Raw genomic sequence first — 25592 nt, 5'->3', positions numbered from 1 at the left:
TGGTCACCAGGTGTCCTTCTCGGGATGCGAGATCCGGTCCGGGCCCACGCGGGCGCGGGCGGCCGGTCCGGTGAAAGGGGGAGGTCGGTCGGCCTACGGCGCGGAGATGCGGCGCCGCGTCAACGCGGCGGCGGGCGGGTGGGCGTACGACCGAGCCCGGGGCGCGCATGGGCGCGGCCCCGGGACACCAGCTGTCCTCAGACGACAGCCGTCCCCGCAGGGGGACCCCGAGAGGTGATGGCGTGGACGAGCGGAAGAAGGCCCGGCGCCCGGTCCGACCGGGGGCGACGCGGGCGCGGGCGGGGGCGGACCCGGACGGCGGGCGGGGCGAGCGGCACCCGCAGCGGCGCGGCCAGCCATCCGGCGACGGCACGCAGGATGCGGAACGCGGCCTTCTCGCCGTGGGCCAACCACAGGCCGCACAGCAGCGCGGCGAGCAGGTGGACGGCGAGCATGCCGAACGACGACGAGCCGCCCAGGAAGCCGCCCGTCCCGGCGTGCCCCATGCCCCCCATGCCCCCCGTGTGCCCCGTCGCATGCATCTCGTGCCCCATGGACCCCATGTCCACAGAGCCCATGTTCATGGAGCTCATGTTCATGGAGCCCGTGGACATGGAGTCCATGCCGTCGGCGGCCGATCCGGTCGTTCCCGTCGTTCCCGTCGTTCCCGTCGTTCCCGTCCCCGCCCGCTGCGCGAGGGAGAACGCCCAGTGCAGTGCCGTCTGGGCGGTGACCACGACCGTCACGATCAGCGGCAGCCCGCGCTCCCGGCCCGCCAGGCACCAGCCCGCCGCACCGGTCACGGCCGCGCCCGTGGCCAGCGCCCCCGCGGGGACGGAACCGCCGGACATCATGACGTGGCCCAGGGCGGCGAGCAGCACGCAGACGGCCGCGAACACCGCGGCCCGAACCGTGCGGGAACACCACCCTGCCGTCATAACGCCTCATCGTCGCAGCCGGACTTCGCTCGTCAAGGGTCGGTACGGGAATCACCCCGGGTCCGCACTCACCTCATGGCGTGTGATCCAGGACACCACCGGCCCGCACCGGTCCCTCACTTGGTCCCGACCGTCCGCAGCACCGTCAGCGCCACCGCACGCGCCGCGTCCACCACCTCCCGTACGGACACGTGCTCCCGCGCGCTGTGCGCGACCGCGATGTCGCCCGGGCCGAACTGGAGGGCAGGGATCCCGGCAGCGGCGTACAGCCGCAGGTCGCTGCCGTACGTCGCCCCGCGCTCCCTCGGGCGCGGGGCGCCGGTCGCGTCGGCGTACGCCCCCGCCACGGTGTCGCGCAGCGGATGCCCCGCCGGGAGCCGCCCGCTCGCGAACTGCCCGCCCGGCCAGGTCACCGTCGCCGGATGCTCGCGCAGCCAGGGGTCGGCCGCGCACGCCTCGGCCACGCACCGCTCCAGGGCCGCCCGCGCCTCGGCCGGGTCCTCGCCCAGCCGCACCCCCAGCCGCCCCTCCGCGAGGAGCAGGTCCGGCACGCTGCTCGCCCAGTCCCCGGAGCGCAGGGTGCCCACGGAGAGGGAGTAGGGGATGGGGTATTCGGCGAGGAGCGGGTCGGGGGTCCGGTTGCGTTCGGCTTCGAGCCGGGCCAGCGCCCGGTGCAACGGCAGGTAGGCGTCGATCGCGCTGACCCCGGCCTCGCGCGAGCTGGCGTGCGCGGCCCGGCCGGGGACGGCGATCCGGAAGGTGAGTGCTCCGGCGTTGGCGGTGATCACCGTCCCGGCCGTCGGCTCGGCGATGAGGCACGCGTCGCCGGTGTGACCGCGGTGCAGGGTGCCGAAGGTGCCGAGCCCGCCGTCCTCCTCACCGACGACGAAGTGCACCGCGACCCGCCCGCGCAGCCGCACGCCGGCCGCCCGGACCGCGGCCAGCGCGGCCAGGTGGGCGGCGAGCCCGGCCTTCATGTCGCAGGCGCCGCGCCCGTGCACCACGTCCCCGCTCACCCGGGGCGCGAACGGGTCGCCCTCCCAGGCCGCGAGGTCCCCGGGCGGTACGACGTCCACGTGTCCCTGAAGGATCAGGGTCGGCCCGTCGCCCCCGTCGGGCGTGTGCCCCACGAGCCCCCAGGCCTCCTCCCGGGGCGCCTCCGTCCCCGGGAAGCCGGGGTGCGCGTACAGGGCGGGCAGGTCCATGCCCCACAGGTCGACGTCGAGCCCGAGCCGCTCCAGCCGTCCGGCGAGGTGGTGCTGGATCTCGGACTCCGCGACGCTGCCGGTGACGCTGGGGATCGCGATCAGCTCCAGCAGGGTCCGCGCGGCGGCCGGCCCGTCGATCGCCGCCAGCACGGCGGCTTCCTGGTCGTTCAGCATGCGTCGACTCCCTCCCTGTCCGGCGGACCGTCCGGCCCGCGGGCGCCCGGCGAACCGCTCGGCCGCCCGGCCCCACCCGGCGGACGACGCGGCCCTCCTCGTCCGGCGGCCCTCCGTCGCCCGGCCCACCGCTCGGCCCGCCGTCGCTCGCCGCCCCCAGGCATACCTGCTCACCCCGGCCCGCCCGTACGCCGCCACCGGGCCGCGTCGTCCCGGCCCGCCGTCACGTCGTCCGCGCCCGCCGTCGGACCCGGGCGCCCCCGCCACCGCCGCCGCCCCCGCCACCGCCGCCGTACGAGCGCATCGACCACGGAGGACGACAGCCCGCGCTCACGCCACGGCCGTAGGACGATCCCACTCACGCCACAGCCGTAGAGCAGTCCCTCTCAGCCACAGGCGTAGAGCGATCCCACTCACGCCACAGGCGCAGAGCAGTCCCTCTCAGCCACAGGCGTAGAGCGATCCCTCTCACGCCACAGGCGCAGAGCCGTCCCTCTCACGCCACAGGCGCAGAGCCGTCCCTCTCACGCCACAGCCACAGGGCGATCCCCGTTCACGCCACGGCCGCAAGACGATCGTGTCCCGCTCACGCCCCGCTCCCCCGGTGTCCGCCCACCGTGAACCCGATCACCGAGCCGCCTCCCGCCCGCCCGTGGGCGAACGGGGCCCCGCCGTGGGACAGGGCCACCTCGCGGACGATGGAGAGGCCGAGGCCGGAGCCCGGCAGGGAGCGTGCGTCCGCCGCGCGGTAGAAGCGGTCGAAGACGCGGGTGAGGTCGGCGTCGGTGATGCCGGGGCCGCGGTCGAGGACCTCCACGCGGACCGTGCCGGGCCGGGCGGGGCCGGTGACGTTGATCTCGACGGGTGCCCGGCCCCCGCGGTCGAACTTGGTGGCGTTCTCGACGAGGTTGGACAGGGCCCGCTGGAGCATGCCCGCCCGCCCGTGGGTGGTGGTGTCGCCGCTCGCGCGGACCAGGATCTGCCGGCCGGTGCGCCGGCGGGCGAGGACGGCGACCTCCTCGGCGAGGTCGGCGAGGTCGATGCGGCGGGGCGGTTCGGTGTCGGACTGGCCGGCGGCGAGGTCGACCAGCTCGTTGACGAGGTCGGTGAGCTCGCGGGCCTCCTGGCCGAGGTCGGCGACGAGTTCCTCCCGGGTGGCGGGGGGCAGTTCGTCGATGCGGCGCAGCAGCGAGATGTTCGTACGGAGTGAGGTCAGCGGGGTGCGCAGTTCGTGGCCCGCGTCCTGGACCAGGCGCCGCTGGTCCTCCTCGGACTGGGCGAGGCGGCCCAGCATGCGGTCGAAGGCGCGGCCGAGGCGGCCGACCTCGTCGTAGCCGGTGACGGGCACCTGGACGCCCAGCCGGCGGGTGCGGGCGACGTCCTCCGCCGCGGTGGTGAGGATGACCAGGCGGTGGGTGATGCGCCGGGCCAGCCACCAGCCGAACAGGCCCGCGGCGGTCACGACCGCGGCCATCAGCAGCAGCGTCCGCCGCAGGAGCGCGCGCAGCAGGTCCTCCGTGTCGCTGAACTCCTGGGCGACCTGCACGGCGCCCCGCCCGCCGCCCAGCGCGACGGTCGCGACGCGGTAGACGTCGTTGCCGACGTCGACGTCCTCGTGCTCGGTGAGCGTCCCCGCCGTCGGGGCGGCGGCGACGTCGCGGTCGGCGGCCACGACCGGCAGTCCGGGGCTGCCGGGGTCGACGACCGCCCCGTCCGAACCGAGCACCTGCACGTCCGTGCGGGCCGGGCGCACGATGTCGTGGCCCGGCGCGGCGGAGGAGAAGTCCCCGGGGTGCATGGCCCGCTGGCGCACCTCGTCCCGCAGGTCCTGCACCACCTCGTCGAACACCGACTCCTGGTCCACCCGCACCAGCCGGGCGGCGGCCGAGTAGGACAGCACGCCGACGAGGACGGTGACGGCTGCGGTCACGGCGGCGAAGGACACCGCGAAGGTGGTGCGCAGCGAGACGAGCCGCCAGCGCCGCCGGGACATCCACCGCCTCGGGCGGCCGCCCACCGGGTCCGCCCCTCAGTCTTCCCGCAGCACGTAACCCACGCCCCGCACGGTGTGGATCAGCTGCGGGGCGCCGGGCGCGTCGAGCTTGCGGCGCAGGTAGCCGACGTAGACGGCGAGGTTCTTGGAGCCGGGGCCGAAGTCGTAGCCCCAGATGCGGTCGTAGATCGTGGAGTGGTCGAGGACGACGCCGGCGTTGCGCACGAGCAGTTCCAGCAGTTCGAACTCGGTGCGGGTCAGCTCCAGCTCCCGCTCGCCGCGCCAGGCGCGCCGCGCCTGCGGGTCCATGCGCAGCCCGGCGGCCTCCAGGTGGCGGTCGGAGGCCGCGGCCGGCTTCGGTACGTCGACGGGGGCCGCCGCCGGTGTCGGGCCGGTGCGGCGCAGCAGGGCCCGCAGCCGGGCGAAGACCTCCTCGACGTCGAAGGGTTTCACGACGTAGTCGTCGGCGCCCGCGTCCAGCCCGGCGATCCGGTCGGCGGTCTCCACGAGCGCCGTCAGCATCAGGATGGGCGTGCCGTCGCCCTCGGCGCGCAGCACGCGGCAGACCTGGAGGCCGTCGATGCCGGGCATCATGACGTCCAGGACGAGCACGTCCGGGGGCGTCCGGTGGGCGTGCGCGAGCGCCTCGACGCCGTCGGCGACCGCCGTCACCTCGTAGCCCTCCAGGGTCAGGGCCCGTTCCAGGGCGTGACGGATCGCGCGGTCGTCTTCGGCGAGGAGCACGGTGGGAGGCACGGGGCCAGTCTGCCAAGCCGCCCCGGCCGTCCGCCGTGACGGGCGGCTCACCCGGCGCCCTTCTTACGCGCCTCTCACCCGGGGATTCCTCTCATCCCGCCGGCCGCAGCGCGGCGAGCTGCTCCTCGAAGGGCACGACGTCGAGGGCCGCCCGGTCGAGGGCCGGCCGGGCGGGACGGGCCGCCGACAGGCCGCCGACCAGCGCCGCCAGCTCCCCCGCCGCCCGTTCGACGCGCTCCGGCAGCCCCTCCGCGCCCCAGTCCTCGGAGGCGGCGTAGACCCCGGTCGGGACGACGACGGCCCGCAGGTAGGCGAAGAGCGGACGCAGGGCGTGCTCCAGCACCAGCGAGTGCCGGGCCGTCCCTCCGGTGGCGGCGATCAGGACCGGCTTCCCGGCCAGCGCGTCCTTCTCCATGACGTCGAAGAACGACTTGAACAGTCCGCTGTACGACGCGGAGAACACCGGCGTGACGACGATCAGTCCGTCCGCGTCCGCGACCGCGTCCAGCGCGGCCGCCAGCTTCCGCCCGGGGAAGCCGTTGGTGAAGTGGTGCGCGATCTCCACGGCGAGGTCGCGCAACTCCACGACCTGCACCTCCGGCTCCGCCCCCGTCGCCGAGACCCGCTCGGCGGTGGCGGCGGCCAGCCGGTCGGCCAGCAGGCGGGTGGACGACGGGACGCTCAGCCCGGCCGAGACGACGACGAGCTTCATGCGACGGTCACCTCCTGGGCGGCCTTGAGGGAAGCGTGGGTCGGGGCCTCCGGCACGTCGGCCGGGCGGTCCTTGGCGAACTCCTTGCGCAGCACGGGCACGACCTCCTCGCCGAGCAGGTCGAGCTGCTCCAGCACGGTCTTCAGCGGCAGCCCGGCGTGGTCCATCAGGAACAGCTGGCGCTGGTAGTCGCCGGCGTACTCGCGGAAGGACAGCGTCTTCTCGATCACCTGCTGCGGCGAGCCGACGGTCAGCGGGGTCTGCTCGGTGAACTCCTCCAGCGAGGGCCCGTGCCCGTACACGGGGGCGTTGTCGAAGTACGGCCGGAACTCCCGGACGGCGTCCTGCGAGTTCTTCCGCATGAACACCTGGCCGCCGAGGCCGACGATGGCCTGCTCGGGCGTGCCGTGCCCGTAGTGCGCGTACCGCTTCCGGTACAGCTCGATCATGCGCTTGGTGTGGTCGGCGGGCCAGAAGATGTTGTTGTGGAAGAAGCCGTCGCCGTAGTAGGCGGCCTGCTCGGCGATCTCCGGCGAGCGGATGGAACCGTGCCAGACGAACGGCGCGACGCCGTCCAGCGGCCGGGGCGTCGAGGTGAAGCCCTGGAGCGGCGTGCGGAACTTGCCCTCCCAGTCGACGACGTCCTCGCGCCACAGCCGGTGCAGCAGGGCGTAGTTCTCGACGGCGAGGTTGATGCCCTGCCGGATGTCCTGTCCGAACCAGGGGTAGACCGGCCCGGTGTTGCCGCGCCCCATCATCAGGTCGACGCGCCCGTCGGCCAGGTGCTGGAGCATCGCGAAGTCCTCGGCGATCTTCACCGGGTCGTTGGTGGTGATGAGGGTGGTCGAGGTGGAGAGGATCAGCTTCTCCGTCCGCGCGGCTATGTAGCCGAGCATCGTGGTCGGGGACGACGGCACGAACGGCGGGTTGTGGTGCTCGCCGGTCGCGAAGACGTCCAGGCCGACCTCCTCGGCCTTCAGCGCGATGGCGACCATGGCCTTGATCCGCTCGCGCTCGGTCGGCGTACGTCCCGTGGTGGGGTCCGGCGTGACGTCGCCGACCGTGAAGATCCCGAACTGCATGGCCGCTCACCCTTCAAGTTGTTGATGCTTCAACTATACCCCTGGAACTGTGCGCTGTCGCCGGGTATTCCCCGGGCGTCTTCCGTCGTCGCGGGAAGGGTGGGGACGGACGGTGAGGGGGTATGCCGTCGCCCTCGGCGTGGGTGTGCCGAGGGCGAGGGTGAGGGTGAGGGTGAGGGTGAGGGCGAGGATGAGGGCGATGGGCCGTGGCGGTGCGGCGGCGCGCCGCCACGGCGATCCGGCGATGCGGGGGCGCGGCGATGCGGCGGCGCGGTGTCAGTCGCGGTCGGTGCCGTCGAGATGCCGTACGGTGCCCGCGTCCCCGTGGGTGCGGGGCGTGTGGACGGTCCCGAGGCGCCCGAGGGTCACCGTCCCGGACGCCTTCCCCCTCCCCTCGCCCACGGCGTCGCCGCGGGAGCGGGCGACGAGCGTGCGGTAGTGCCGGTTGCCGCTGATGAGGTGCCCGAGTTCGTTCAGGTAACGCGGCACGTCGGGGTGGGCCGGCCCGTCCCGGTGGACGATGTCGGCGCACGCGCGGCAGAACGCGTCCTCGGTCCACGCGATGAGCTCGGCGAGTCTGTCGGCCGCCTGCTGGAGGGAGAGCGACTCGGTGCGCATGAGGAGCCCCAGGGAGTTCATGGCCTCGCCGGCCTCGCACTCCTCGGGGGAGGAGGGGAGACGGCTCTCCGCGGGGACGGGGAAGGGGACGGAGAAGAGGTCGTTGACCAGGGTCATGTGGTTCACGGCCAGGTCACGCGCCTTGGCGAGGGTGGCGTCCGTAGCGAGTTCGGCGGTGAGGTCGCACCCGAGGGCGTATTCGGTCTGGCAGGTGGCCCAGTGGCCGAACAGGTCGGTCAGCCGCAGTTCCAGGTAGGCGTCGAACGGCAGGATGCCGTCGTGGACGCGGTCGTCGGCCTCTACGACGGACGACGCGACGACGTCCCGGAAGGCGTCACGGTAGCGGTCCGCGAGCGCCTGCGGCATCTGCGGCCACGCCGGGGCGAGCGCGTCGTACAGCATCCGGCCGGCGGGGAAGTCGGGAGCCACCGGCTCGTCGTCGAGCACGCCGAGCCACAGCCGCCGCAGCTCCTCCGTCCGCTCGGGGTCCCTGTCCGTCCCGGGGCGGGAGAACGAGTCGTCGCAGATGCCGGCCGGGATCATGATGTTCGGCAGGACGAAGCACCGGTCGTCCAGCATGTGCGGGTAACACACGCAGGCCCAGTAGGCCATCCGCTGCGCGACATGGCGCTCCGCGAGCTGTTCGTCGCCGAAGTGGTCCACGAGGTGGGGGCGGGCCCAGCGATGGCACTCCTCCTCGATCTGCGCGTGCTGCGGATGGACGCGCAGAGGCAGCCGCTTCTGGATGCGCGGGAACTCGAAGGGAGTTCCCGGCATCGGCGCCGGCGCCGGCGACACAAGCGCGTGACGGGAAGATGTCATCTCTTACTCCACTACTCCACGGGACTGCCGGACCTGGTGGGGGCCCTCACGCTAACCGCGGCCCACCGGCCTCGGGCGAGGCAGAACCGCGGAGTCACTCGAACAGGTTTCGTCACGTCAGGGGCGCGCCCCGGCCCGCCCGGCGTCGCGAGCCGATCGGCAGCGCGTCCGTGTACCCGTTCGTCGGCCGCTCGACCTTCTCCACGCTGTCCGCGTCCAGCGCGACCGCCGCCGAGGACGTCCCCAGGGAGCCGGCCGGATGCCAGGCCCCGGTCACCGTCACCCAGGTGTCGGCGGCGGGCGCCTCGACGCCGTACACACGCACCTTCACCGACTGCGCGTCCGCCGCACAGCACGACAGCAGGATGCGGGTCAGATACCAGCCGTCGCCCCCCGCGACGGGCGTGACGAACCCCGTCATCCGGACCTGGCGCCCCTCGATGGCCCGCGCGGTGTCCTGCTGCACCCGCTGGGTGAAATCGGTCAGGGTGATGGGCAGCGGCGAGGTCGCGGGCAGCGCCTCGAAACCGTCCTCCTCCACCACGGCCACGGCCTTGGGCGCCTCACGGGAGGCGGTGTACGAACCGAGCGCGGGCGGGGCGTAGAAGAGCAGGCTCAGCGCGGGCAGGAACAGCAGCCAGGCGACGCGGGGGACACCGGAGTGGTCGTGCCCGTGACCCTGCTCAGGCCCCTGCTCGTGCTCATGATTCTCCTGCTGCTCCTGCCCCTGCTCCTGTCCCTGCTCCCGCCCGTGCTCCCGCTCCCGCCCGTGCTCCCGCTCCCGCCCGTGCTCCGGCCCGCCGTCCCCATCGCCGGAGCCGTCCCTCCCGCCCCGCACGCCCCGCACGTCCCGCACGCCCCTCCGCGCCGACCAGGCCTCCGCCGCCCCCAGCAGGATCAGCAGCGCCCCCGACACGATCAGCAGCGGCCGCATGCCCTCCTTCACGTACCGCAGGTACGACTCCGTGAAGAGCGAGGCCTGCAACAGCCCCAGCCCGCTCAGGACCAGCAACCCCACCTGCGCGAACCGCTTCACAGCAGCACCCCTCCCACCACGGCGCTGCACACGACCGCCACCACGGCCGTGGCGGCGGAGAAACGCCACGCGAAGGCCCGGCCGAAGGTGCCCGCCTGAAGGGCGATCAGCTTCAGGTCGACCATCGGCCCCACCACCATGAACGTCAGCCGGGCGACCGGCGAGAACCCGCTCAGCGAGGCCGCCACGAACGCGTCGGCCTCCGAGCACACCGCCAGCACGATCGCCAGCACCGCCAGGAACAGCACCGACAGCCAGGCCGAACCGGCGAACGTGTCCACCACCGAGCGCGGCACCGCCACGTTGAACGTCGCCGCGGCCATCGCACCGACCACCAGGAATCCGCCCGCGTGCAGGAAGTCGTGCTGGAAGCCGCGCCGGAACTCCGTCCACCTGCTCTGCCCGGTCCGGTGCCCGGTGTGCCGTACGGTCGGCCGCAGCCACTCCGCCCGCCCCAGCCAGAGCCACAGCCAGCCCATCACGGCCGCCGTGACCAGCGAGGCCAGCAGCCGGGCCAGTACCATCTCCGGGCTGCCCGGGAAGGCGATGGCGGTGGCGGTGAGCACGACCGGGTTCACGGCGGGCGCCGACAGCAGGAACGCGAACGCGGCGGCCGGGGTCACCCCCCTGCCGATCAGGCTGTTCGCCACCGGCACCGACGCGCACTCGCAGCCCGGCAGGACGACTCCCGCCGCACCCGCGACCGGCACCGCCAGCGCGGGCCGCTTCGGCAGCAGCCGGTGGAACACCCGCGCCGGCACGAACGCGTTGATCGCCCCCGACAGGGCCGTGCCCAGCAGCAGGAACGGCATCGCCTGCACGGTCACCGCCAGACACACCGTCCGCCACGCCTCGACGGCCGGGTCGTCCAGGGACCGCCCGACCAGCACCAGCAGCGCACCGGGCAGCACGGCCGCGCCGGCCAGCAGCAACGGCCAGTGACGGGGCAGCCCGCGGCCGGCGGACACGGAACCGGCCTCCGCCGCCCCCGGCCGTACGCCCGTGTCCGCCCCCGGCCGTATGTCCGTGTCCGGTTCCGTGTCCGTGTCCGGGTCCGAGTCGGAGTCCGAGTACGAGTCCTGAACGGTCGCCATGTCCTAGACCAGGCCCCCTCGCAACCGCCCCACCTGTTCCCCGCTGAACTCCACCGTCCGCCTCATGTGCCGCACGATCACGGCGATCTCGGCATCGTCCAGGTCGGCGAAGAGAGGGCTCCAGTCGCCGCCCAGCCGTTCCCACGTCCGCCCGAACTCGGCGATCCGCTCCGGCACCGTCGCCACCAGGACCCGCCGCCGGTCGGTCACGTCCCGCTGCCGCACGACGTACCCGGCCTTCTCCAGCCGGTCCACCAGCCGGGTCGCCGACCCCGTCGTCAGCCCGGTCAGCTCCGCGACCCGGCCCGTCGTCACCGGCGCCCGCTCCAGCGAGAGCAGGTTCAGACATTGCAGGTCGGTGGGGTGCAGCCCGAGCCGGTCGGCGACGGCCTGGTTGAACAGCGCGAACGTGGCCACGTACCGCCGGGAGACGGTGGACAGCTCGTCCAGCAACCGCGACCGCACGTTCCCGGACATCGCCCGCACACCCCTTCGTCAGCGCCGTCCGCAGATGGTACGACGTGCCGCGCCCCGACTGGTCGCCCGTCGCGGTCCGTCAGAAGAAGTAGGCGTCCCCGGTGTCCAGCACCAGCACCTGCTGCCGGTCGTTGGCCCGGTTGCGGTCCACCGCCCCACCGCCCCACACCGTCTCCACCGACAGCGTCACCTCCGTCGGCCCGTCCGCCAGCCACACCTCCACCACGATCGGCTCGCCCGGCGTGTCGGCGTCCAGCGCGCCCGTCCGGCACATCACCTCCCGCGCCCCCGTCCGCGCGCACCCGTCCGGCAGCACCTGCGGCCGGTCCGCGAACGGCGCCGACCAGCGCAGCCGTACGGTGGCGTCCGGGACGTCCCCCGGACCGTGGTTGCGCGGGGTCAGCCGCACCTCGACCCGGCCGCGGTCCAGCACGGCGGAGCCGTGGTACGACAGATCGGCCTCGGGAACGTCCGCGGCGGCGGGCGGCACCGCCCCGCCGACCGCCAGCCCGCCGGCCACCACCGCACCCACCACCGCGCCCCGCACGGCGGGAACCCGCATCCGGCGCATGCCATCCACTCCTCGGTCGGCCAGGACAGGGACAGGAACGTACGCATGTATCCCCGCCGAACCGGAACGGCAGGCGCCGTCCATCAGGTGAAGCGCCCCACCGACGACAGCGACCACCGGCCCACCGAACCGCCGGACCACCGGACCACCGGACCGCCGGACCGCCGGACCGCCGGACCGCAGCAACCCCAACGCCCACAACGCCCACAACGCCCACAACGCCCACAGGCCGAGATCACCGCCCGCCCCGCGCCACCGCCCGCCTATCCTGACCGAGCGGGTTCTCGACCTCCCCCGCCCGCCGCACCCCACACACCCACGCACCCCACGCACCCACACCCCCGAGGAGCAGCCCCCATGGCCACCGCCGCACCGTCCGCCGCCTCCCGCATCGCCGTCGTGACCGGTGCGAGCAGCGGGATCGGCGCCGCCACCGCCCGGCAGCTCGCCGCGGCCGGATACCGCGTGGTCCTCACCGCCCGCCGCAAGGACCGCATCGAGGCGCTGGCCGAGGAGATCGCCGCGGCGGGCGGCTCGGCGACGGCGTACCAGCTGGACATCACCGACCGCGCGGCGGTCGACGAGTTCGCGACGGCGTTCAAGACCGTCGGCGTCCTCGTCAACAACGCGGGCGGCGCGCTCGGCGCCGACCCGGTGGCCACCGGCGACCCGGCCGACTGGCGCACCATGTACGAGACGAACGTCATCGGCACCCTCAACCTCACCCAGGCCCTGCTGCCGAAGCTGGAGGCCAGCGGCGACGGCACGGTCGTGGTCGTCTCCTCCACCGCCGGCCACGGCACCTACGAGGGCGGCGCGGGCTACGTCGCCGCCAAGCACGGCGCCCACGTCCTCGCCGAGACCCTGCGCCTGGAGATCGTCGGCCGGCCCGTCCGCGTGATCGAGATCGCGCCCGGCATGGTCAAGACCGACGAGTTCGCCCTCACCCGCTTCGGCGGCGACCGGGAGAGGGCGGCGAAGGTCTACGAGGGCGTGGCCGAGCCGCTCACCGCCGACGACGTGGCCGACACCATCACCTGGGCGGTGACCCGGCCCAGCCACGTCAACGTCGACCTGCTGATCCTGCGCCCGCGCGCCCAGGCCTCCAACACGAAGGTCCACCGGGAGCCGTGATGCCGGACCCGACGAGGGACGAGACGCGGGAGAAGACGGCCCGGGAGGAAACGGCCCGGGAGGAAACGGTCCGGGCGGCGGAACAGCGCCGCCTGGCCCAGGAGACAAGGGACGAACGCCAGGTCTGGTACTTCCTGGCGTACTTCCTCTTCGGCATCCACGTCATCGCCTTCGTGATGATCTGGGCCGTCAAGCACGGCAACTGACGGACGCCACTGACGGACGCCACTGACGGAAGCCCCCCACGCCCGCCCCCCACACACACAGAACCGTCCGGGCTCAGCCCTTCACACAGACGACCTGCTTCAGCTTCGCCACGACCTCCACCAGGTCCCGCTGCTGGTCGATGACCTGCTCGATCGGCTTGTAGGCCCCGGGTATCTCGTCCACGACACCGGAGTCCTTGCGGCACTCCACGCCCCGCGTCTGCTCCTCCAGGTCCCTGGTCGTGAAGCGCCGCTTCGCCGCGTTCCGGCTCATGCGCCGGCCGGCGCCGTGCGACGCCGAGTTGAACGCCTTCTCGTTGCCGAGGCCCTTCACGATGTACGAGCCCGTGCCCATGGAGCCCGGGATGATGCCGTACTCGCCGGAACCGGCCCGGATCGCGCCCTTCCGGGTCACGAGCAGGTCCATCCCGTCGTAGCGCTCCTCGGCGACGTAGTTGTGGTGCGCGCTGATCTCCGGCTCGAAGGCCGGCTTCGCCTTCCGGAACTCCTTGCGGACCACGTCCTTGAGCAGCGCCATCATGATCGTGCGGTTGTACCGGGCGTACTCCTGCGCCCAGAACAGGTCGTTGCGGTAGGCCGCCATCTGCGGGGTGTCCGCGACGAAGACCGCGAGGTCACGGTCGATCAGGTTCTGGTTGTGCGGGAGCTTCTGGGCCACGCCGATGTGGAACTCCGCGAGCTCCTTGCCGATGTTGCGGGACCCGGAGTGCAGCATCAGCCAGACGGAACCGGTCGTGTCCGTGCACACCTCGATGAAGTGATTGCCGCTTCCGAGCGTTCCCATCTGCTTCGTGGCGCGTTCCTGACGGAATCTGACCGCCTCCGCGACCCCGCCGAACCGCCCCCAGAAGTCCTCCCACCGGGCGGTCGCGAACCCGTGCAGCTGCCCCGGGTCCACCGGGTCGTCGTGCATCCCCCGCCCCACCGGAATCGCCTGCTCGATCCTCGACCGCAGCCGCGACAGGTCGCCCGGCAGGTCGTTCGCCGTCAGGGACGTCCGGACCGCCGACATCCCGCAGCCGATGTCGACGCCCACCGCCGCCGGGCACACGGCCCCCCGCATCGCGATGACGGACCCGACCGTGGCGCCCTTGCCGTAGTGCACGTCCGGCATCACGGCGAGCCCCTCGATCCAGGGGAGGCCGGCGACGTTGCGCAACTGCTGGAGCGCCACGTCCTCCACCGTCGCGGGGTCGGTCCACATCCGGATGGGAACCTTCGCACCCGGCATCTCGACATACGACATATCGCCCTCATTCCCCCGGAAACACAACAGAAGTCTTGAATCGCAAAACCGGCGCCAAGGTCGACGAACAGGACGACGGACCGGCATCCACGGTGGTGCGTGCGATACACATTGTCTCCAGGGGCCGCCCCCGCCCGGCAAGCGAATAACCAGCGGGAACCGGCGGGACGCGCCCCGGCCCGAGCACCCACCCACGTTGTGACCGTCGAGAGGAGCCGACCGTGCAGCGGAAGGCGTACGTATCCGGCGTCGCCGCACTCCTCGCGGCGCTGCTGGCCGGCTGCACCGGCGGCTCCGACGACGGCGGCACGACGGACGACTCCAACCCGGGCGAGGCCGGCACGGCGACCGCCGCCGCCCAGCCCGGCCGGTACGACTCGCTGCCCCAGGCCTGCGGCAGCGTCGGCCGCTCCACCCTCGACTCGCTCCTCCCCGGCATCCGCGAGGTCGCCGACGAGACCCAGCGCGAGACCGTCTACGCGGGCGAGGCGACCCTGACGTACGACACGGACCGCAAGGCCGGCTGCCGCTGGAAGGTGTCGTCGGCGGAGGCCACCGACCACCTCTTCGTCGACTTCGAGCGCGTGGTGTCGTACGACAACGCGGTCAGCGACGACAACCAGGCCGAGACGCTGTTCGCCGGGAAGGTGACCGCGGCCGACCTCCCGGCGCCCACGGCCACGGAGACCGGCAGCGCGCAGTCGACCCCCTCCACGGTCACGGGCACCACCGCGGGCACGAGCACGGCCGCGGGCACCTCCAAGGGCGCGCCCGCGAGCCCGAACCCCTCGGCGTCCACGAGCCCCTCCGCCTCCACCTCCGCTTCCCCCTCCCCGTCCGTCACCCCGGCCGACCTCCAGCCCCGGCTCCTCGACGACCTGGGCGACGAGGCGTTCGTCGACGACGCGCTCTCCAGCTCCGGTTCGACGGCGAAGCAGCGCACCGTGACTGTGGCGTTCCGCACGTCCAACGTCATCGTCACCATCCAGTACGAGGAGCAGCCGGCGACCGTCGGCGCGGTCCCGGACAGCAAGGAAATGCAGGACAGGGCCCGGAAACTGGCCGCCCAGATCGCCGACTCCCTCGCGGGCTGAGGCCACTTCGCGCCCGCCCGAGGCCCGCCCGCTCAGCTCCCGAACCGCGGCCGCACAGCTTTTCCACCGCGTACCGTGGCCCCCCGGACCCGATCCGACCGCAGGAACCACGAGCGTCATGAGTGAAGGAACCATGCAGCGACGAGCCCAGCGAGACGACCAGCACGACCAGCGAACCCAGGGTGCCGGAGGCCTCAGCCGCCTCCTGGCCGCGGCAGCCGCACTCCCCGTGATGCTGATCGTCGCCGGCTGCTCCTCGGACTCCGACTCCGGCGACGACGCGCAGAAGGCCGCTGCCAGTGCCAGTGCCAGCGCCGAGGCGGGTGCCACGGTGAGCGCCGCTCCGACGGTGCAGGCGGCGGCGTACCAGGAGCTGCCGGAGGCGTGCGCGGTGCTGTCGAAGAAGACGCTGACCGAGCTGGTGCCCAAGGACACGAAGGGCAAGGAGGGCACGTCGAGCGACACCGCGACCCGGGCGTCCTGCTCCTGGTCCAGCCTGGACAACAACGGGGTGAAGGGTTCCCAGTACCGCTGGCTGAACGTCTCCCTGCTGCGCTTCGAGTCGGACGCGTCGACCTCCGCCGACCAGCGGGCGCAGGACTACTACGCCAAGCAGGTGCAGGGCGCCAAGACGGTGTCCGGCGCGGCCAACACAAAGACGCAGGCGCTCACCGGGGCCGGCGACCAGGCGACGACCGTGCGTTACGACTTGAAGAAGAAGGAAGGCGCCTTCAAGCAGCAGACGGTCGTGGCGCGCGTGGAGAACGTGGTCGTCACCGTCGACTACAACGGCGCCGGTCTGGCGGGCGAGAAGACGCCGAACGCGGACACCCTGACGAAGGCCGCGGAGAAGGCCGCCAAGGAGGCGGTGGCGTCGGTGCGGACGGCCAACGGCGAGGGCACGAGCGGTGGTTCGGCTTCCCCGAGCCCGTCGAAGACGTCGTCGAAGACCTCCTCCGCGACCCCCTCGGCGACGGCCTCGGCGAAGGCCTCGGCGACCGCCTCCAAGGCGGCTTCGACGACCGCGGCGAAGGCCGCCGCCGCGTCCTCGTCGAAGACCTCCGTCAAGAAGAGCTGACGGACCGGCACCACGCGCACCGCACACATGTGCCACCCTGTTGCGCGCAACAACACGCAAGGGGAGGGGAGTGCGGGTGGCCGCGCCAATACAGCTGACCCGGATGCACCGCGTTCTCATCGGCGTGGTCGTGACCGGCGCCGTGATCATCGCCGGTATCGGCTTCGCGGGTTCCTACGCGGCGGTCCGAGAACTGGCCATCCAGAAGGGCTTCGGGAACTTCTCCTACGTGTTCCCGATCGGCATCGACGCGGGCATCTGCGTCCTGCTCGCCCTGGACCTGCTGCTGACGTGGATCCGGATCCCGTTCCCCCTGCTGCGGCAGACGGCCTGGCTGCTGACGGCGGCGACGATCGCGTTCAACGGCGCCGCCGCCTGGCCGGACCCGCTGGGCACCGGCATGCACGCGGTGATCCCGATCCTGTTCGTGGTCGCCGTCGAGGCCGCCCGGCACGCCATCGGCCGGATCGCCGACATCACGGCGGACAAGCACATGGAGGGGGTCCGCCTCACCCGGTGGCTGCTCTCCCCGGTCCCCACGTTCCTGCTGTGGCGCCGGATGAAGCTCTGGGAGCTCCGCTCCTACGAGCAGGTGATCAAGCTGGAGCAGGAACGTCTCGTCTACCAGGCCCGCCTCCGCTCCCGCTTCGGCCGCGCCTGGCGCCGCAAGGCCCCCGTGGAGTCCCTGATGCCGCTGCGCCTCGCGCGGTACGGCGTCCCCCTGGCGGAAACGGCCCCGGCCGGCCTGGCGGCAGCAGGCATCGAACCGGCCCTCCTCCCCCCGGCCCCCCACCAGGAACTCCCCGCAGCATCCCCCCAACAACTCCCCCCGTCCCCGACCCCCGAGCCTCAGGCAGCACCCCAGAACGCCCCGTCCGCGGCCCAGGCCCCCACAGCCCCCACCGCCGCCGCAGCCGCGGGCAGTCGTGCCGCTGGGGCGGCACGGGTGGGCGCTGGGGGTACCTCCCAGGCCGTTCAGGCACTGGGGGAGGCACCTTCCAGCGAGCAGCGACTGAACCCCGGCGGCACCAGCGAGCAGCACCCTCACCCCGCCGCCCCCCAGAACCCCGGCACCCCCGACAACGCCACCGCCCCCGCCCCCGACCCGGAAGTGAACCCCTGGCTCCACGCCCGGCACCCCCACCAGGTCGAGTACCAGGGCGGCTACAACCCCCAGTACGACCCGCAGTACGACCCCGAGGCACAGTACGAGCAGTGGTACGAGGAGCAGGTCCAGGCCGACGAGTACCGCGAACAGTACGAGGAGGAGCCCCCGGCCCCCGGCCAGGAACCGGCCCCCGAGGAGACCGGCACGTTCCCCATCCCCGTAGGCCCCAACCGCACCCGCGAACTCGGTGACGGCGGCGGCCCCCCGGAGCCGGACGAGGAGGCGTACTACCAGGTGTTCCGCCAGTCGATAGACGGCAGCTACCCCACGCCCCGCGTCCTCGGCGACAACATCCAGGCGACCTACGGCAGGACCCTGAGCGTCAGCGAGCTGAAGAGCCTCGCGGAGCGCTTCCAGCAGCGCCACTCGGCGGAGCTGGAGGAGGACCACATCGCGTGACCCCCGGCTACGCCCCTGACCCCCGGGTATGACGGAGGGGGCGCCCGGCGAACACCGGGCGCCCCCTCCGTCGTGTCCGGGGCCTGTCCGGGGCCTACTCCCCGAGCAGGGTCCGTACCCGCTCCTGCCCCACCGCCAGCAGCAGCGTGGGCAGACGCGGACCGGTGTCCCGCCCGACCAGCAGGTGGTACAGCAGGGCGAAGAAGGTCCGCTGGGCCGTCTTGATCTCGGCGGGCAGCTCCTTGGGCGTGGCGTCGGCCGAGAACCCGGCCTGGACCTTGGGCACGCCGTACACGAGGTGGGTCAGCCCGTCGAGGGACCAGTGCGAGGCCAGCCCGTCGAGCAGCAGCCGCACCGACTGCCGGGAGGCCTCCTCGAGCGACTTCAGCAGGTCGGTGTCGGGCTCGTCGCGCACGATGGTCCGCTGGTCGGCGGGGACGTGCGCGTTGATCCACGCCTCGGCCTTGTCGAACCGCGGCCGCGCCTCGTCGAGCGAGCCGAGCGGGTTGTCCGGGTCCAGCTCGCTGAGGATGCGCAGCGCCTGGTCCTGGTGGCCTGCGGTGATGTCGGCGACGGAGGCCAGCGTCCGGTACGGCAGCGGGCGCGGGGTGCGGGGCAGCTCGCCGCCGGCCGTCCGCACCGCGCGGGCGTGCGCGGCCGCGTCCGCGGGCAGCACGGTCCCGTCGGCGACCTTCGCGTCGAGCTTGTCCCACTCGTCGTACAGCCGCTGGATCTCCTGGTCGAAGGCGATCTTGAAGGACTGGTTGGGCCGGCGCCGGGCGTACAGCCAGCGCAGGAGCTGCGGCTCCATGATCTGGAGCGCGTCCGCCGGGGTGGGCACCCCGCCCCTCGACGACGACATCTTCGCCATGCCGCTGATGCCGACGAAGGCGTACATCGGACCGATCGGCTGCTTGCCGCCGAAGATCCCGACGATCTGGCCGCCCACCTGGAAGCTGGACCCCGGGGACGAGTGGTCGACGCCGCTGGGCTCGAAGACGACGCCCTCGAACGCCCACCGCATCGGCCAGTCGACCTTCCAGACCAGCTTGCCGCGGTTGAACTCGTTCAGCCGGACGGTCTCGGAGAAGCCGCAGGCGTCGCAGGCGTACGTCAGCTCGGTGCTGTCGTCGTCGTAGGAGGTGACGGTGGTGAGGTCCTTCTCGCAGTTGCCGCAGTACGGCTTGTACGGGAAGTAGCCGGCGGCGCCGGAGCTGCCGTCGTCCTCGGACGCGGCGCCCGAGCCCTCGGCGGCCTCCAGCTCGGCCTCGTCGACGGCCTTCTGCTGCTGCTTCTTGGCCGGGGCCTTCTTGGTCCGGTACTGGCCGAGGATCGCGTCGATGTCGCCCCGGTGCCGCATGGCGTGCAGGATCTGCTCGCGGTAGACGCCGGAGGTGTACTGCGCGGTCTGGCTGATCCCGTCGAACTCGACGCCCAGCTCGGCCAGCGCCCCGACCATCGCGGCCTTGAAGTGCTCGGCCCAGTTCGGGTGCGCGGAGCCCTTCGGGGCCGGGACGGAGGTCAGCGGCTTGCCGATGTGCTCGGCCCAGGACTCGTCCACGCCCGCGATGCCGGCCGGCACCTTGCGGTAGCGGTCGTAGTCGTCCCAGGAGATCAGGTGCCGGACCTGGTACCCGCGCCGGCGGATCTCGTCGGCGACCAGGTGGGGCGTCATGACCTCGCGGAGGTTCCCGAGGTGGATGGGGCCGGACGGGGAGAGACCGGACGCGACGACGACCGGTTTGCCCGGGGCCCGACGCTCCGACTCCTCGATGACCTCATCCGCGAAACGGGAGACCCAGTCGGTGGTCTCGGTGCTCTGAGCCACGATCGGCACGTCCTCTTGATGCTCGAACTCTGGATTGGCCCCTCCATACTCCCAGACGGGCCCGCGCCCGGGAAAACCGCTTTACCCCCCATGGGATACTGGCCGTGTCTATCCATCCCCACGAGGAGAACGGCACCCACTCCTATGGCCCCGGTCACGTCCCTCAGCCACTCCGTCGAACAGCACCTCGCGTCCGCCCTCTCGGCCACCCTGCCGGAGGCCGCCGGCGCGGACCCGCTGCTGCGACGCAGCGACCGGGCGGACTTCCAGGCCAACGGGATCCTCGCCCTGGCGAAGAAGGCGAAGGCCAACCCGCGGGAGCTGGCGACGCAGGTCGTCTCCCGGGTCGTCACCGGTGGCGTGCTCGGGGACATCGAGGTCTCCGGTCCCGGCTTCCTCAACGTCACGGTCACCGACCGGGCGATCACCGAGAACCTCGCCGCGCGGTACGCGGACACCGACCGCCTCGGCGTGCCGCACGCGGACGCCCCCGGCACGACGGTCATCGACTACGCCCAGCCGAACGTGGCGAAGGAGATGCACGTCGGCCACCTGCGCTCCGCCGTCATCGGCGACGCGGTGGTCCAGCTGCTGGAGTTCACCGGCCAGACGGTGGTGCGGCGGCACCACATCGGCGACTGGGGCACCCAGTTCGGCATGCTGATCCAGTACCTGGACGAGCACCCGCACGAGCTGGACCACAAGGAGTCCGAGGTCAGCGGCGAGGAGGCGATGTCGAACCTCGACCGCCTCTACAAGGCCGCGCGCAAGCTGTTCGACGCCGACGAGGAGTTCAAGACGCGGGCGCGGCGCCGGGTGGTGGACCTCCAGGCGGGGGACCCGCACACGCTCGCCATGTGGCAGAAGTTCGTCGACGAGTCGAAGATCTACTTCTTCTCCGTCTTCGAGAAGCTGGACATGGAGATCCGGGACGCGGACATCGTCGGCGAGTCCGGTTACAACGACATGCTGGCGGAGACCTGCCGCCTCCTGGAGGAGTCGGGCGTCGCGGTGCGCTCGGAGGGCGCCCTGTGCGTGTTCTTCGACGACGTCAAGGGCCCGGACGGCAACCCGGTCCCGCTGATCGTGCAGAAGTCGGACGGCGGCTACGGCTACGCGGCCACGGACCTGTCCGCGATCCGCGACCGTGTCCACAACCTCAAGGCGAACACGCTCCTGTACGTCGTGGACGCCCGTCAGTCCCTGCACTTCAAGATGGTCTTCGAGACCGCGCGCAGGGCGGGCTGGCTCGACGGCGACGTGAAGACGCACCAGCTCGCCTTCGGCACGGTCCTCGGCAAGGACGGCAAGCCGTTCAAGACCCGTGAGGGCGAGACGGTCAAGCTGGTCGACCTCCTCGACGAGGCCGTCGAGCGGGCCACGGCCGTCGTCCGGGAGAAGGCCGAGAAGGTGGGCCTGAGCGAGCAGGAGATCGTGGAGAACGGCCGGTACGTCGGCATCGGCGCGGTGAAGTACGCCGACCTGTCGACCTCCGCCGTCCGGGACTACAAGTTCGACCTGGACCAGATGGTCTCGCTCAACGGCGACACGTCCGTCTACCTCCAGTACGCGTACGCCCGTGTCCAGTCGATCCTGCGCAAGTCCGGCGAGGCCCGCCCGGTCGCCCACCCGGAGCTGGAGCTGGCCCCGGCGGAGCGGGCGCTGGGCCTGCACCTGGACCAGTTCGGCGAGACGGTCCTGGAGGTCGCGGCCTCCTACGAGCCCCACAAGCTGGCGGCCTACCTGTACCAGCTGGCCTCGCACCTGACCGCCTTCTACGACCAGTGCCCGGTCCTGAAGGCGGACACCCCGGAGCAGGTCGAGAACCGCCTGTTCCTGGTGGACCTCACGGCCCGTACGCTCCACCGGGGCATGGCCCTGCTGGGCATCCGGACGCCCGAGAAGCTCTGAGGTCGATCGCCCGGCCCCGGCGGGCCACACGGTCCGCCGGGGCCGGCCGATCGCCCGCTCAGCCGATCGCCCGGTGCGCCTCGATCCCTGTCGCCGAGGTGCTCACCAGGCCCGCGTACGCGTTCACCGCGAACGGCGTGACCCCGGGCTCCGTGGCCTTGTCCTTGCCCGTGCGGGCGTCGAGGATCACGGCGCCGTTGTCGGTGTCGGCGTAGACCGCTCCGTGCCAGACCGTGGAGACCTCGGGGAGCAGCCGGTCCGTGTCGCCCTCTTTGATCGCCCACAGTTCGTCGAAGGTGTTCGCGTCGAGGGCGAAGACCCTCTTCCCGCCGGCCTCCTCGGCCGAGGAGCTGCACACGAACGTGTCCTCGTCGTCGAACAGGCAGGACAGCGCGGAGAGTCCGGCCGTTCCCGCGGCGGCGTACCCGGCGGGGGCGCGGCCGTTCGCCGTGGACAGCAGAGCCACGCTGTCCTCCTCGTCGTACTCGTGCGGGTCCACGTCCGCCGTGAAGAGGCCGGCGCCCACCGAGGTCACCACGGCGCCGTTGAGTTCGGGGGTGGAGTAGGTCCAGGCGGCCTTGCCGTCGGCCGCGCCGATCGCCTGGACGGTGATGCCGCCGTCGGTCTCGCCGTTCGTGTCGACGAGGCCGACGACGGTGGCGCCGTCGACGAACTTGGCGGCGAAACCCTTGGCCGTCCACGCCGTGGTGTGGCTGTCGAGGGCGATCCCGAACGTGACGGCGTCATGGTCGGTGCCGAGGGTGACGACGGCGTCGGTGCCGTCGGAGCCGAGGACGACCGGGGCGTCCTCCTCCACGCCGTCGGGCCACTCGAGGGTGGTCGTCCACAGCTGCTTGCCGGAGTCGGCCGCCAGGGCGCTGAGTTCGACGGTGTTGCGGTCGGGAGTGGTGCCGGATCCCGGTACCGTCACGCCGAACGCGGCCAGGACGGCGGACTTCCCCTCAACGGGGACGACGACCGGCGGGACCTTCACATCGGTGAGGTAGTCGGTGTTGGAGACCGGCTCGCCCTGCGGCTCCACGCTCCACAGAGCCGTCCCGTCCACGACGTCCACCGCCTTGACCGCGGCCGTGGAGGCCGCGTACGCGGTGGTCCCGTCCAGCCGGACGGTCCACGGTCCGCCGTCGCCGGTGCCGCCCGCGATGTGCTGCGAGGCGGGGTCCTCGAACTTCAGGGGCGGGTCGTACGCCTTGGCCGCCGACGTGGCGGAGGACGTGGGCGTTCCGCCGCCCGTGGGGCCCTCGGTCCCGCCCGAGCCGCCACCGCCTCCGCAGGCCGCGAGCAGGCCGGACGCGGCCAGTGCCCCTATCGCGCACGCCAGCTGACGCCTCATTCGTATACCCCCGTATGCGTGTTGGGCCGGTGTGAACCCGAGACTCGGCCCGATCATGACACGCGGCTCGGTCACCCCACGGTTCCTTTTCACCACACCCTCACTGTCAGTGCCTGCCCGTACGCTCCACCGGGGCATGGCCCTGCTGGGCATCCGGACGCCCGAGAAGCTCTGACACCCGGCCGGGTCGGTTCCGGCCGGGCCGGAACCGCTCCTCGCACCCGTGCGTCCCGCCCTGCGAGAGGTGGGGAACGCGAGTGCGAGGAGAAGCCGTTGGGCGGCCAGGACGACCCGTCGCTCGGCGAGGCCCTGATCAGCCTCGTTCTGATCGCCGGGGCGGGCGTGCTCGTCCCGGCCACCGTCGTCCTGCCGCTGATCGGCCTGGGCATCTGGATCGCCCACCTCGTTCGGCGTCGCCGCAGGTGAGCGCGGACTGTCAGTGCCGGCCCCTACAGTCACGGGCATGGCGACTCTTCCCAACCCGCTGCCCAGGCTGGCCTCCGACCCGAGCGGTCGGTCCCTCGGGCTCCAACTGCCGCCCGGCAGGCTGATCGACGGCTGCGACGCCTCGTCGGACGGGCCGGTGCTGTGGCATGCCGAGCAGGCCGCGGCGCCCGGCAACTGGACCGCGTTGGGCGCACGGGCGACGCGGGCCGGCCTGCTGCCGGTGCTCGTCGACGTGGGCGGCGGCCAGGGCGGCCCGGAGAAGTGGGAGCTGATGCCGGGGGAGGCGTCCTACCCGGGGGACCATGACGCCGAAGACGTCCTGGCGGACTTCTGGGAGGACGGCGCGGCGGCCGACGCGGAGGACGAGGAGGCGGACGGGGAGGCGGACGGGGGCGAGGGGGTCTGGGACGACGAGACCGCCGAGCTGCTCGCTCCCTTCGGCCCCGACTGGCCGGGCCTCGCCCCCTCCCCCGCCCTCACCATGGACCCGCTCGCCTGCGCCGCCCAGGTCGCCGACCTGCTGACCGACGGCTCCGCGTCCTGGCCCGAGAAGGCGCACCTGGCCCTGGTCCCGGCCCGCCGCTCCGCCGACATCCCGGCCGCCCTCGGCTGGCCCGGCCCCCTCAACCACACGGACGACGTGGCCCGCCTCTGCGCGGTGCTGCGTTCCTGGGAGGACCGGTTCGGCATACGGGTCGTCGCGCTCGGCTTCGACCTGCTCGCGGTCTCCGTGGCCGCCCCGCCCGCCACCGCCGACGAGGCGGAGGCGGTGGCGGCCGAGCACTTCGCGTTCTGCCCGGACAACATCACCCAGGGGCCGGGCAGTCTGCGGGAGTACGCCCGGGAGCTGGTCGGGGCGCGCGTGTGGCACTTCTGGTGGGACTGAGCACTAGGGCGCTTCTGCCCGAGTCCCCGCCCGCCGGTCAGCCCCTGAGCCCCCGTCCCAGCCTGCGCAGCCCCTCCGCGATCTCCTCCGGCGACTGCGTCACGAAGCAGAGTCGCAGCGTCGACCGGTCGGGCCGGCCGGCGTGGAAGGGGGCGCCGGGCACGTAGGCGACGTCCTCCTGGACCACCCTCGGGAGCAGCGCGGTGGTGTCGTACGCCTGCGGCAGCCGGGCCCAGAGGAACATGCCGCCCTCGGGCCGGCTCCAGACGGAGCCCTCGGGGAGGGCGTCGGGCAGCCCGGCGAGCATGGCGTCCCGGCGCTCGCGGTAGACGGCGGCGACGCGGGCGACGTGCGCGTCGAGGTCGCGGTCGGCGAGGTAGCGGGCGGCGGCGAGCTGGTTGACGGTCGGGGTGTGCAGATCGGCCGCCTGTTTGGCGACCGCGCAGGCCCGCCGCAGCTCCGCCGGTGCCCGCAGCCAGCCCAGCCGCAGGCCGGGGGCCATCACCTTGGAGAAGGAGCCGAGGAGCACGGTCCGGTCGCGGGCGTCGGGGTGGGCGGCGATCCAGGGGACGCGCTCGCCCTCGTAGCGGAGTTCGCCGTACGGGTCGTCCTCGACGATCCACAGGCCGTGGACGGCGGCGACGGAGGCGAGGGCGGACCGGCGCTCGGCGGAGAGGGTGCGGCCGGTGGGGTTCTGGAAGGTGGGCACGGTGTAGAGCAGCTTGGGCCGCTCCCGCACGACCAGGTCGGCGAGGGCCTCCGGGTCCGGTCCCTCCGCGTCGCCCGGCACGGCGACGATCCGCGCGCCCGCGAGGCCGAAGGCCTGGAGGGCGGCGAGGTAGCAGGGTTCCTCGACGAGGACGGTGTCGCCGGGGTCGAGGAGGGCGGTGGCGAGGAGGGACAGCGCCTGCTGCGACCCGGTGGTGACGAGGACGTCGTCGGCGTCGGTCGGCAGTCCCCGGGTGCTCATCCGCCGCGCGAGCCGCTCGCGCAGCGCGGGCTCGCCCTCGGTGGTGGCGTACTGGAGGGCCCGGCCCGGCAGTTCCTCCAGGACGTGCCGGAAGGCGGCGGCGACGCCCTCCCGGTCGAACAGCTCGGGCGCGGGCAGCCCGCCCGCGAAGTTGATCACCTCGGGGCGGGCGGTGACGGCGAGGATGTCCCGCACCGGCGACCCCCCGGTGGCACGGACCCGCAGGGCGAGCGGCGGAGGGGAGGCGGGCGCGGGCGGCGCCGCGACAGGGGCGGTGCCGAGTGCGGTGGGAAGGGTCATGCCCGCACCCTAGATAAATACATGCCGTCTACAAGAACCCTTTTCGCGATGTGGACGGCGATGTGGACG

23 protein-coding genes are annotated in these 25592 nt (G+C 72.9%); 8 read left to right on the top strand and 15 right to left on the bottom strand.

Annotation, left to right across the window (positions count from 1 at the left end; all coding sequences use genetic code 11):
• Positions 1-197: 197 nt before the first annotated feature.
• The 11 genes from ACFYWQ_RS05105 to ACFYWQ_RS05055 all read right to left on the bottom strand — a co-directional run bounded on the left by ACFYWQ_RS05105 (position 198) and on the right by ACFYWQ_RS05055 (position 11481).
• Positions 198-938, bottom strand: coding sequence for a hypothetical protein (locus ACFYWQ_RS05105; RefSeq protein ID WP_389512966.1), 741 nt, complete (start codon positions 936-938; stop codon positions 198-200).
• A gap of 116 nt (positions 939-1054) precedes the next feature.
• The gene (locus ACFYWQ_RS05100; RefSeq protein WP_389512964.1) at positions 1055-2320 is read right to left on the bottom strand and encodes an ArgE/DapE family deacylase; all 1266 of its coding nucleotides are present in this window, start codon (positions 2318-2320) and stop codon (positions 1055-1057) included.
• Positions 2321-2906: 586 nt separating this feature from the next.
• Positions 2907-4313: an ATP-binding protein gene (locus ACFYWQ_RS05095; RefSeq protein ID WP_389512962.1), complete on the bottom strand. Its 1407-nt coding sequence runs from the start codon at positions 4311-4313 to the stop codon at positions 2907-2909.
• Between the two features lie 36 nt (positions 4314-4349).
• Positions 4350-5069, bottom strand: a complete 720-nt coding sequence (locus tag ACFYWQ_RS05090) for a response regulator transcription factor (RefSeq protein WP_389512960.1) — start codon at positions 5067-5069, stop codon at positions 4350-4352.
• Positions 5070-5160: 91 nt separating this feature from the next.
• A complete protein-coding gene (locus ACFYWQ_RS05085; protein WP_389512959.1) occupies positions 5161-5781 on the bottom strand; it encodes an FMN reductase in 621 nt (206 codons plus the stop codon).
• The gene (locus ACFYWQ_RS05080; protein WP_389512957.1) at positions 5778-6863 is read right to left on the bottom strand and encodes an LLM class flavin-dependent oxidoreductase; all 1086 of its coding nucleotides are present in this window, start codon (positions 6861-6863) and stop codon (positions 5778-5780) included. The genes ACFYWQ_RS05085 and ACFYWQ_RS05080 overlap by 4 nt, the downstream gene beginning before the upstream one ends.
• A 276-nt stretch (positions 6864-7139) precedes the next feature.
• Positions 7140-8303: a terpene synthase family protein gene (locus ACFYWQ_RS05075; protein ID WP_389512955.1), complete on the bottom strand. Its 1164-nt coding sequence runs from the start codon at positions 8301-8303 to the stop codon at positions 7140-7142.
• A 112-nt stretch (positions 8304-8415) separates the two neighbouring features.
• Positions 8416-9339, bottom strand: coding sequence for a TIGR03943 family putative permease subunit (locus ACFYWQ_RS05070; protein WP_389512954.1), 924 nt, complete (start codon positions 9337-9339; stop codon positions 8416-8418).
• Complete coding sequence (locus ACFYWQ_RS05065) at positions 9336-10433, bottom strand: permease (RefSeq protein WP_389512953.1); 1098 nt, start codon at positions 10431-10433, stop codon at positions 9336-9338. Before ACFYWQ_RS05065 ends, ACFYWQ_RS05070 begins: the two co-directional genes overlap by 4 nt.
• A gap of 3 nt (positions 10434-10436) precedes the next feature.
• Positions 10437-10910 carry a MarR family winged helix-turn-helix transcriptional regulator gene (locus ACFYWQ_RS05060; RefSeq protein ID WP_389512952.1) on the bottom strand — a complete coding sequence of 158 codons (474 nt, stop codon included), beginning with the start codon at positions 10908-10910 and terminating at the stop codon, positions 10437-10439.
• 79 nt (positions 10911-10989) lie between these two features.
• Entirely contained in the window at positions 10990-11481 is a 492-nt protein-coding gene (locus ACFYWQ_RS05055) for a hypothetical protein (protein WP_389512951.1), read from the bottom strand.
• A 357-nt stretch (positions 11482-11838) separates the two neighbouring features.
• Here ACFYWQ_RS05055 and ACFYWQ_RS05050 point away from each other — a divergent pair, with 357 nt between their 5' ends.
• Both ACFYWQ_RS05050 and ACFYWQ_RS05045 read left to right on the top strand, forming a co-directional pair.
• Positions 11839-12615, top strand: coding sequence for an SDR family NAD(P)-dependent oxidoreductase (locus ACFYWQ_RS05050; RefSeq protein WP_389512950.1), 777 nt, complete (start codon positions 11839-11841; stop codon positions 12613-12615).
• Positions 12615-12821 carry a hypothetical protein gene (locus tag ACFYWQ_RS05045; RefSeq protein ID WP_389512949.1) on the top strand — a complete coding sequence of 69 codons (207 nt, stop codon included), beginning with the start codon at positions 12615-12617 and terminating at the stop codon, positions 12819-12821. The genes ACFYWQ_RS05050 and ACFYWQ_RS05045 overlap by 1 nt, the downstream gene beginning before the upstream one ends.
• Positions 12822-12894: 73 nt before the next feature.
• Here ACFYWQ_RS05045 and ACFYWQ_RS05040 read toward each other — a convergent pair whose 3' ends face one another.
• Positions 12895-14088, bottom strand: a complete 1194-nt coding sequence (locus tag ACFYWQ_RS05040; protein WP_389512948.1) for an RtcB family protein — start codon at positions 14086-14088, stop codon at positions 12895-12897.
• A gap of 221 nt (positions 14089-14309) precedes the next feature.
• Between ACFYWQ_RS05040 and ACFYWQ_RS05035 the strand changes: the two genes are divergently transcribed.
• From ACFYWQ_RS05035 to ACFYWQ_RS05025, 3 genes are all read left to right on the top strand, one after another.
• Entirely contained in the window at positions 14310-15182 is an 873-nt protein-coding gene (locus ACFYWQ_RS05035; RefSeq protein WP_389512946.1) for a DUF3558 domain-containing protein, read from the top strand.
• A gap of 118 nt (positions 15183-15300) precedes the next feature.
• Positions 15301-16260 carry a DUF3558 family protein gene (locus tag ACFYWQ_RS05030; protein ID WP_389512945.1) on the top strand — a complete coding sequence of 320 codons (960 nt, stop codon included), beginning with the start codon at positions 15301-15303 and terminating at the stop codon, positions 16258-16260.
• 76 nt (positions 16261-16336) lie between these two features.
• Complete coding sequence (locus ACFYWQ_RS05025) at positions 16337-17827, top strand: DUF2637 domain-containing protein (RefSeq protein ID WP_389512943.1); 1491 nt, start codon at positions 16337-16339, stop codon at positions 17825-17827.
• Between the two features lie 94 nt (positions 17828-17921).
• On the opposite strand, the gene lysS is transcribed toward ACFYWQ_RS05025, so the two are convergent.
• A complete protein-coding gene (lysS, locus tag ACFYWQ_RS05020; protein WP_389512941.1) occupies positions 17922-19664 on the bottom strand; it encodes a lysine--tRNA ligase in 1743 nt (580 codons plus the stop codon).
• Between the two features lie 135 nt (positions 19665-19799).
• Here lysS and argS point away from each other — a divergent pair, with 135 nt between their 5' ends.
• Positions 19800-21566, top strand: coding sequence for an arginine--tRNA ligase (gene argS, locus ACFYWQ_RS05015; RefSeq protein ID WP_389512939.1), 1767 nt, complete (start codon positions 19800-19802; stop codon positions 21564-21566).
• Between the two features lie 58 nt (positions 21567-21624).
• On the opposite strand, the gene ACFYWQ_RS05010 is transcribed toward argS, so the two are convergent.
• The gene (locus ACFYWQ_RS05010) at positions 21625-22920 is read right to left on the bottom strand and encodes a hypothetical protein (RefSeq protein ID WP_389512937.1); all 1296 of its coding nucleotides are present in this window, start codon (positions 22918-22920) and stop codon (positions 21625-21627) included.
• A 273-nt stretch (positions 22921-23193) separates the two neighbouring features.
• On the opposite strand from ACFYWQ_RS05010, the gene ACFYWQ_RS05005 reads away from it, so the two are divergent.
• Complete coding sequence (locus tag ACFYWQ_RS05005) at positions 23194-23346, top strand: hypothetical protein (RefSeq protein ID WP_389512935.1); 153 nt, start codon at positions 23194-23196, stop codon at positions 23344-23346.
• Between the two features lie 37 nt (positions 23347-23383).
• Positions 23384-24253 carry a DUF4253 domain-containing protein gene (locus tag ACFYWQ_RS05000; protein WP_389512933.1) on the top strand — a complete coding sequence of 290 codons (870 nt, stop codon included), beginning with the start codon at positions 23384-23386 and terminating at the stop codon, positions 24251-24253.
• Positions 24254-24290: 37 nt separating this feature from the next.
• Here the strand turns inward: ACFYWQ_RS05000 and ACFYWQ_RS04995 are convergent, their stop codons facing one another.
• On the bottom strand, positions 24291-25523 hold the full coding sequence (locus ACFYWQ_RS04995) for a PLP-dependent aminotransferase family protein (protein WP_389512931.1): 1233 nt from the start codon (positions 25521-25523) through the stop codon (positions 24291-24293).
• Between the last annotated feature and the right edge of the window lie 69 nt (positions 25524-25592).

It is taken from the genome of Streptomyces sp. NPDC003247 (genome assembly GCF_042888135.1).
Taxonomy (GTDB): Bacteria; Actinomycetota; Actinomycetes; order Streptomycetales; family Streptomycetaceae; genus Streptomyces.
Note: the sequence above shows the minus strand (reverse complement) of the source record. Positions and strands in the feature narration are given on the sequence as shown.

Bases quoted from the DNA above. Each gene is read 5' to 3' on its own strand.
- ACFYWQ_RS05080 (WP_389512957.1), bottom strand. From the start codon at position 6,863: ATGCAGTTCGGGATCTTCACGGTCGGCGACGTCACGCCGGACCCCACC.
- ACFYWQ_RS05100 (WP_389512964.1), bottom strand. From the start codon at position 2,320: ATGCTGAACGACCAGGAAGCCGCCGTGCTGGCGGCGATCGACGGGCCG.
- ACFYWQ_RS05055 (WP_389512951.1), bottom strand. From the start codon at position 11,481: ATGCGCCGGATGCGGGTTCCCGCCGTGCGGGGCGCGGTGGTGGGTGCG.
- ACFYWQ_RS05105 (WP_389512966.1), bottom strand. From the start codon at position 938: ATGACGGCAGGGTGGTGTTCCCGCACGGTTCGGGCCGCGGTGTTCGCG.
- ACFYWQ_RS05075 (WP_389512955.1), bottom strand. From the start codon at position 8,303: ATGACATCTTCCCGTCACGCGCTTGTGTCGCCGGCGCCGGCGCCGATG.
- ACFYWQ_RS05045 (WP_389512949.1), top strand. From the start codon at position 12,615: ATGCCGGACCCGACGAGGGACGAGACGCGGGAGAAGACGGCCCGGGAG.
- ACFYWQ_RS05010 (WP_389512937.1), bottom strand. From the start codon at position 22,920: ATGAGGCGTCAGCTGGCGTGCGCGATAGGGGCACTGGCCGCGTCCGGC.
- ACFYWQ_RS05085 (WP_389512959.1), bottom strand. From the start codon at position 5,781: ATGAAGCTCGTCGTCGTCTCGGCCGGGCTGAGCGTCCCGTCGTCCACC.
- ACFYWQ_RS04995 (WP_389512931.1), bottom strand. From the start codon at position 25,523: ATGACCCTTCCCACCGCACTCGGCACCGCCCCTGTCGCGGCGCCGCCC.
- ACFYWQ_RS05060 (WP_389512952.1), bottom strand. From the start codon at position 10,910: ATGTCCGGGAACGTGCGGTCGCGGTTGCTGGACGAGCTGTCCACCGTC.
- ACFYWQ_RS05050 (WP_389512950.1), top strand. From the start codon at position 11,839: ATGGCCACCGCCGCACCGTCCGCCGCCTCCCGCATCGCCGTCGTGACC.
- ACFYWQ_RS05030 (WP_389512945.1), top strand. From the start codon at position 15,301: ATGAGTGAAGGAACCATGCAGCGACGAGCCCAGCGAGACGACCAGCAC.
- ACFYWQ_RS05065 (WP_389512953.1), bottom strand. From the start codon at position 10,433: ATGGCGACCGTTCAGGACTCGTACTCGGACTCCGACTCGGACCCGGAC.
- ACFYWQ_RS05000 (WP_389512933.1), top strand. From the start codon at position 23,384: ATGGCGACTCTTCCCAACCCGCTGCCCAGGCTGGCCTCCGACCCGAGC.
- argS (WP_389512939.1), top strand. From the start codon at position 19,800: ATGGCCCCGGTCACGTCCCTCAGCCACTCCGTCGAACAGCACCTCGCG.
- ACFYWQ_RS05095 (WP_389512962.1), bottom strand. From the start codon at position 4,313: ATGTCCCGGCGGCGCTGGCGGCTCGTCTCGCTGCGCACCACCTTCGCG.
- ACFYWQ_RS05040 (WP_389512948.1), bottom strand. From the start codon at position 14,088: ATGTCGTATGTCGAGATGCCGGGTGCGAAGGTTCCCATCCGGATGTGG.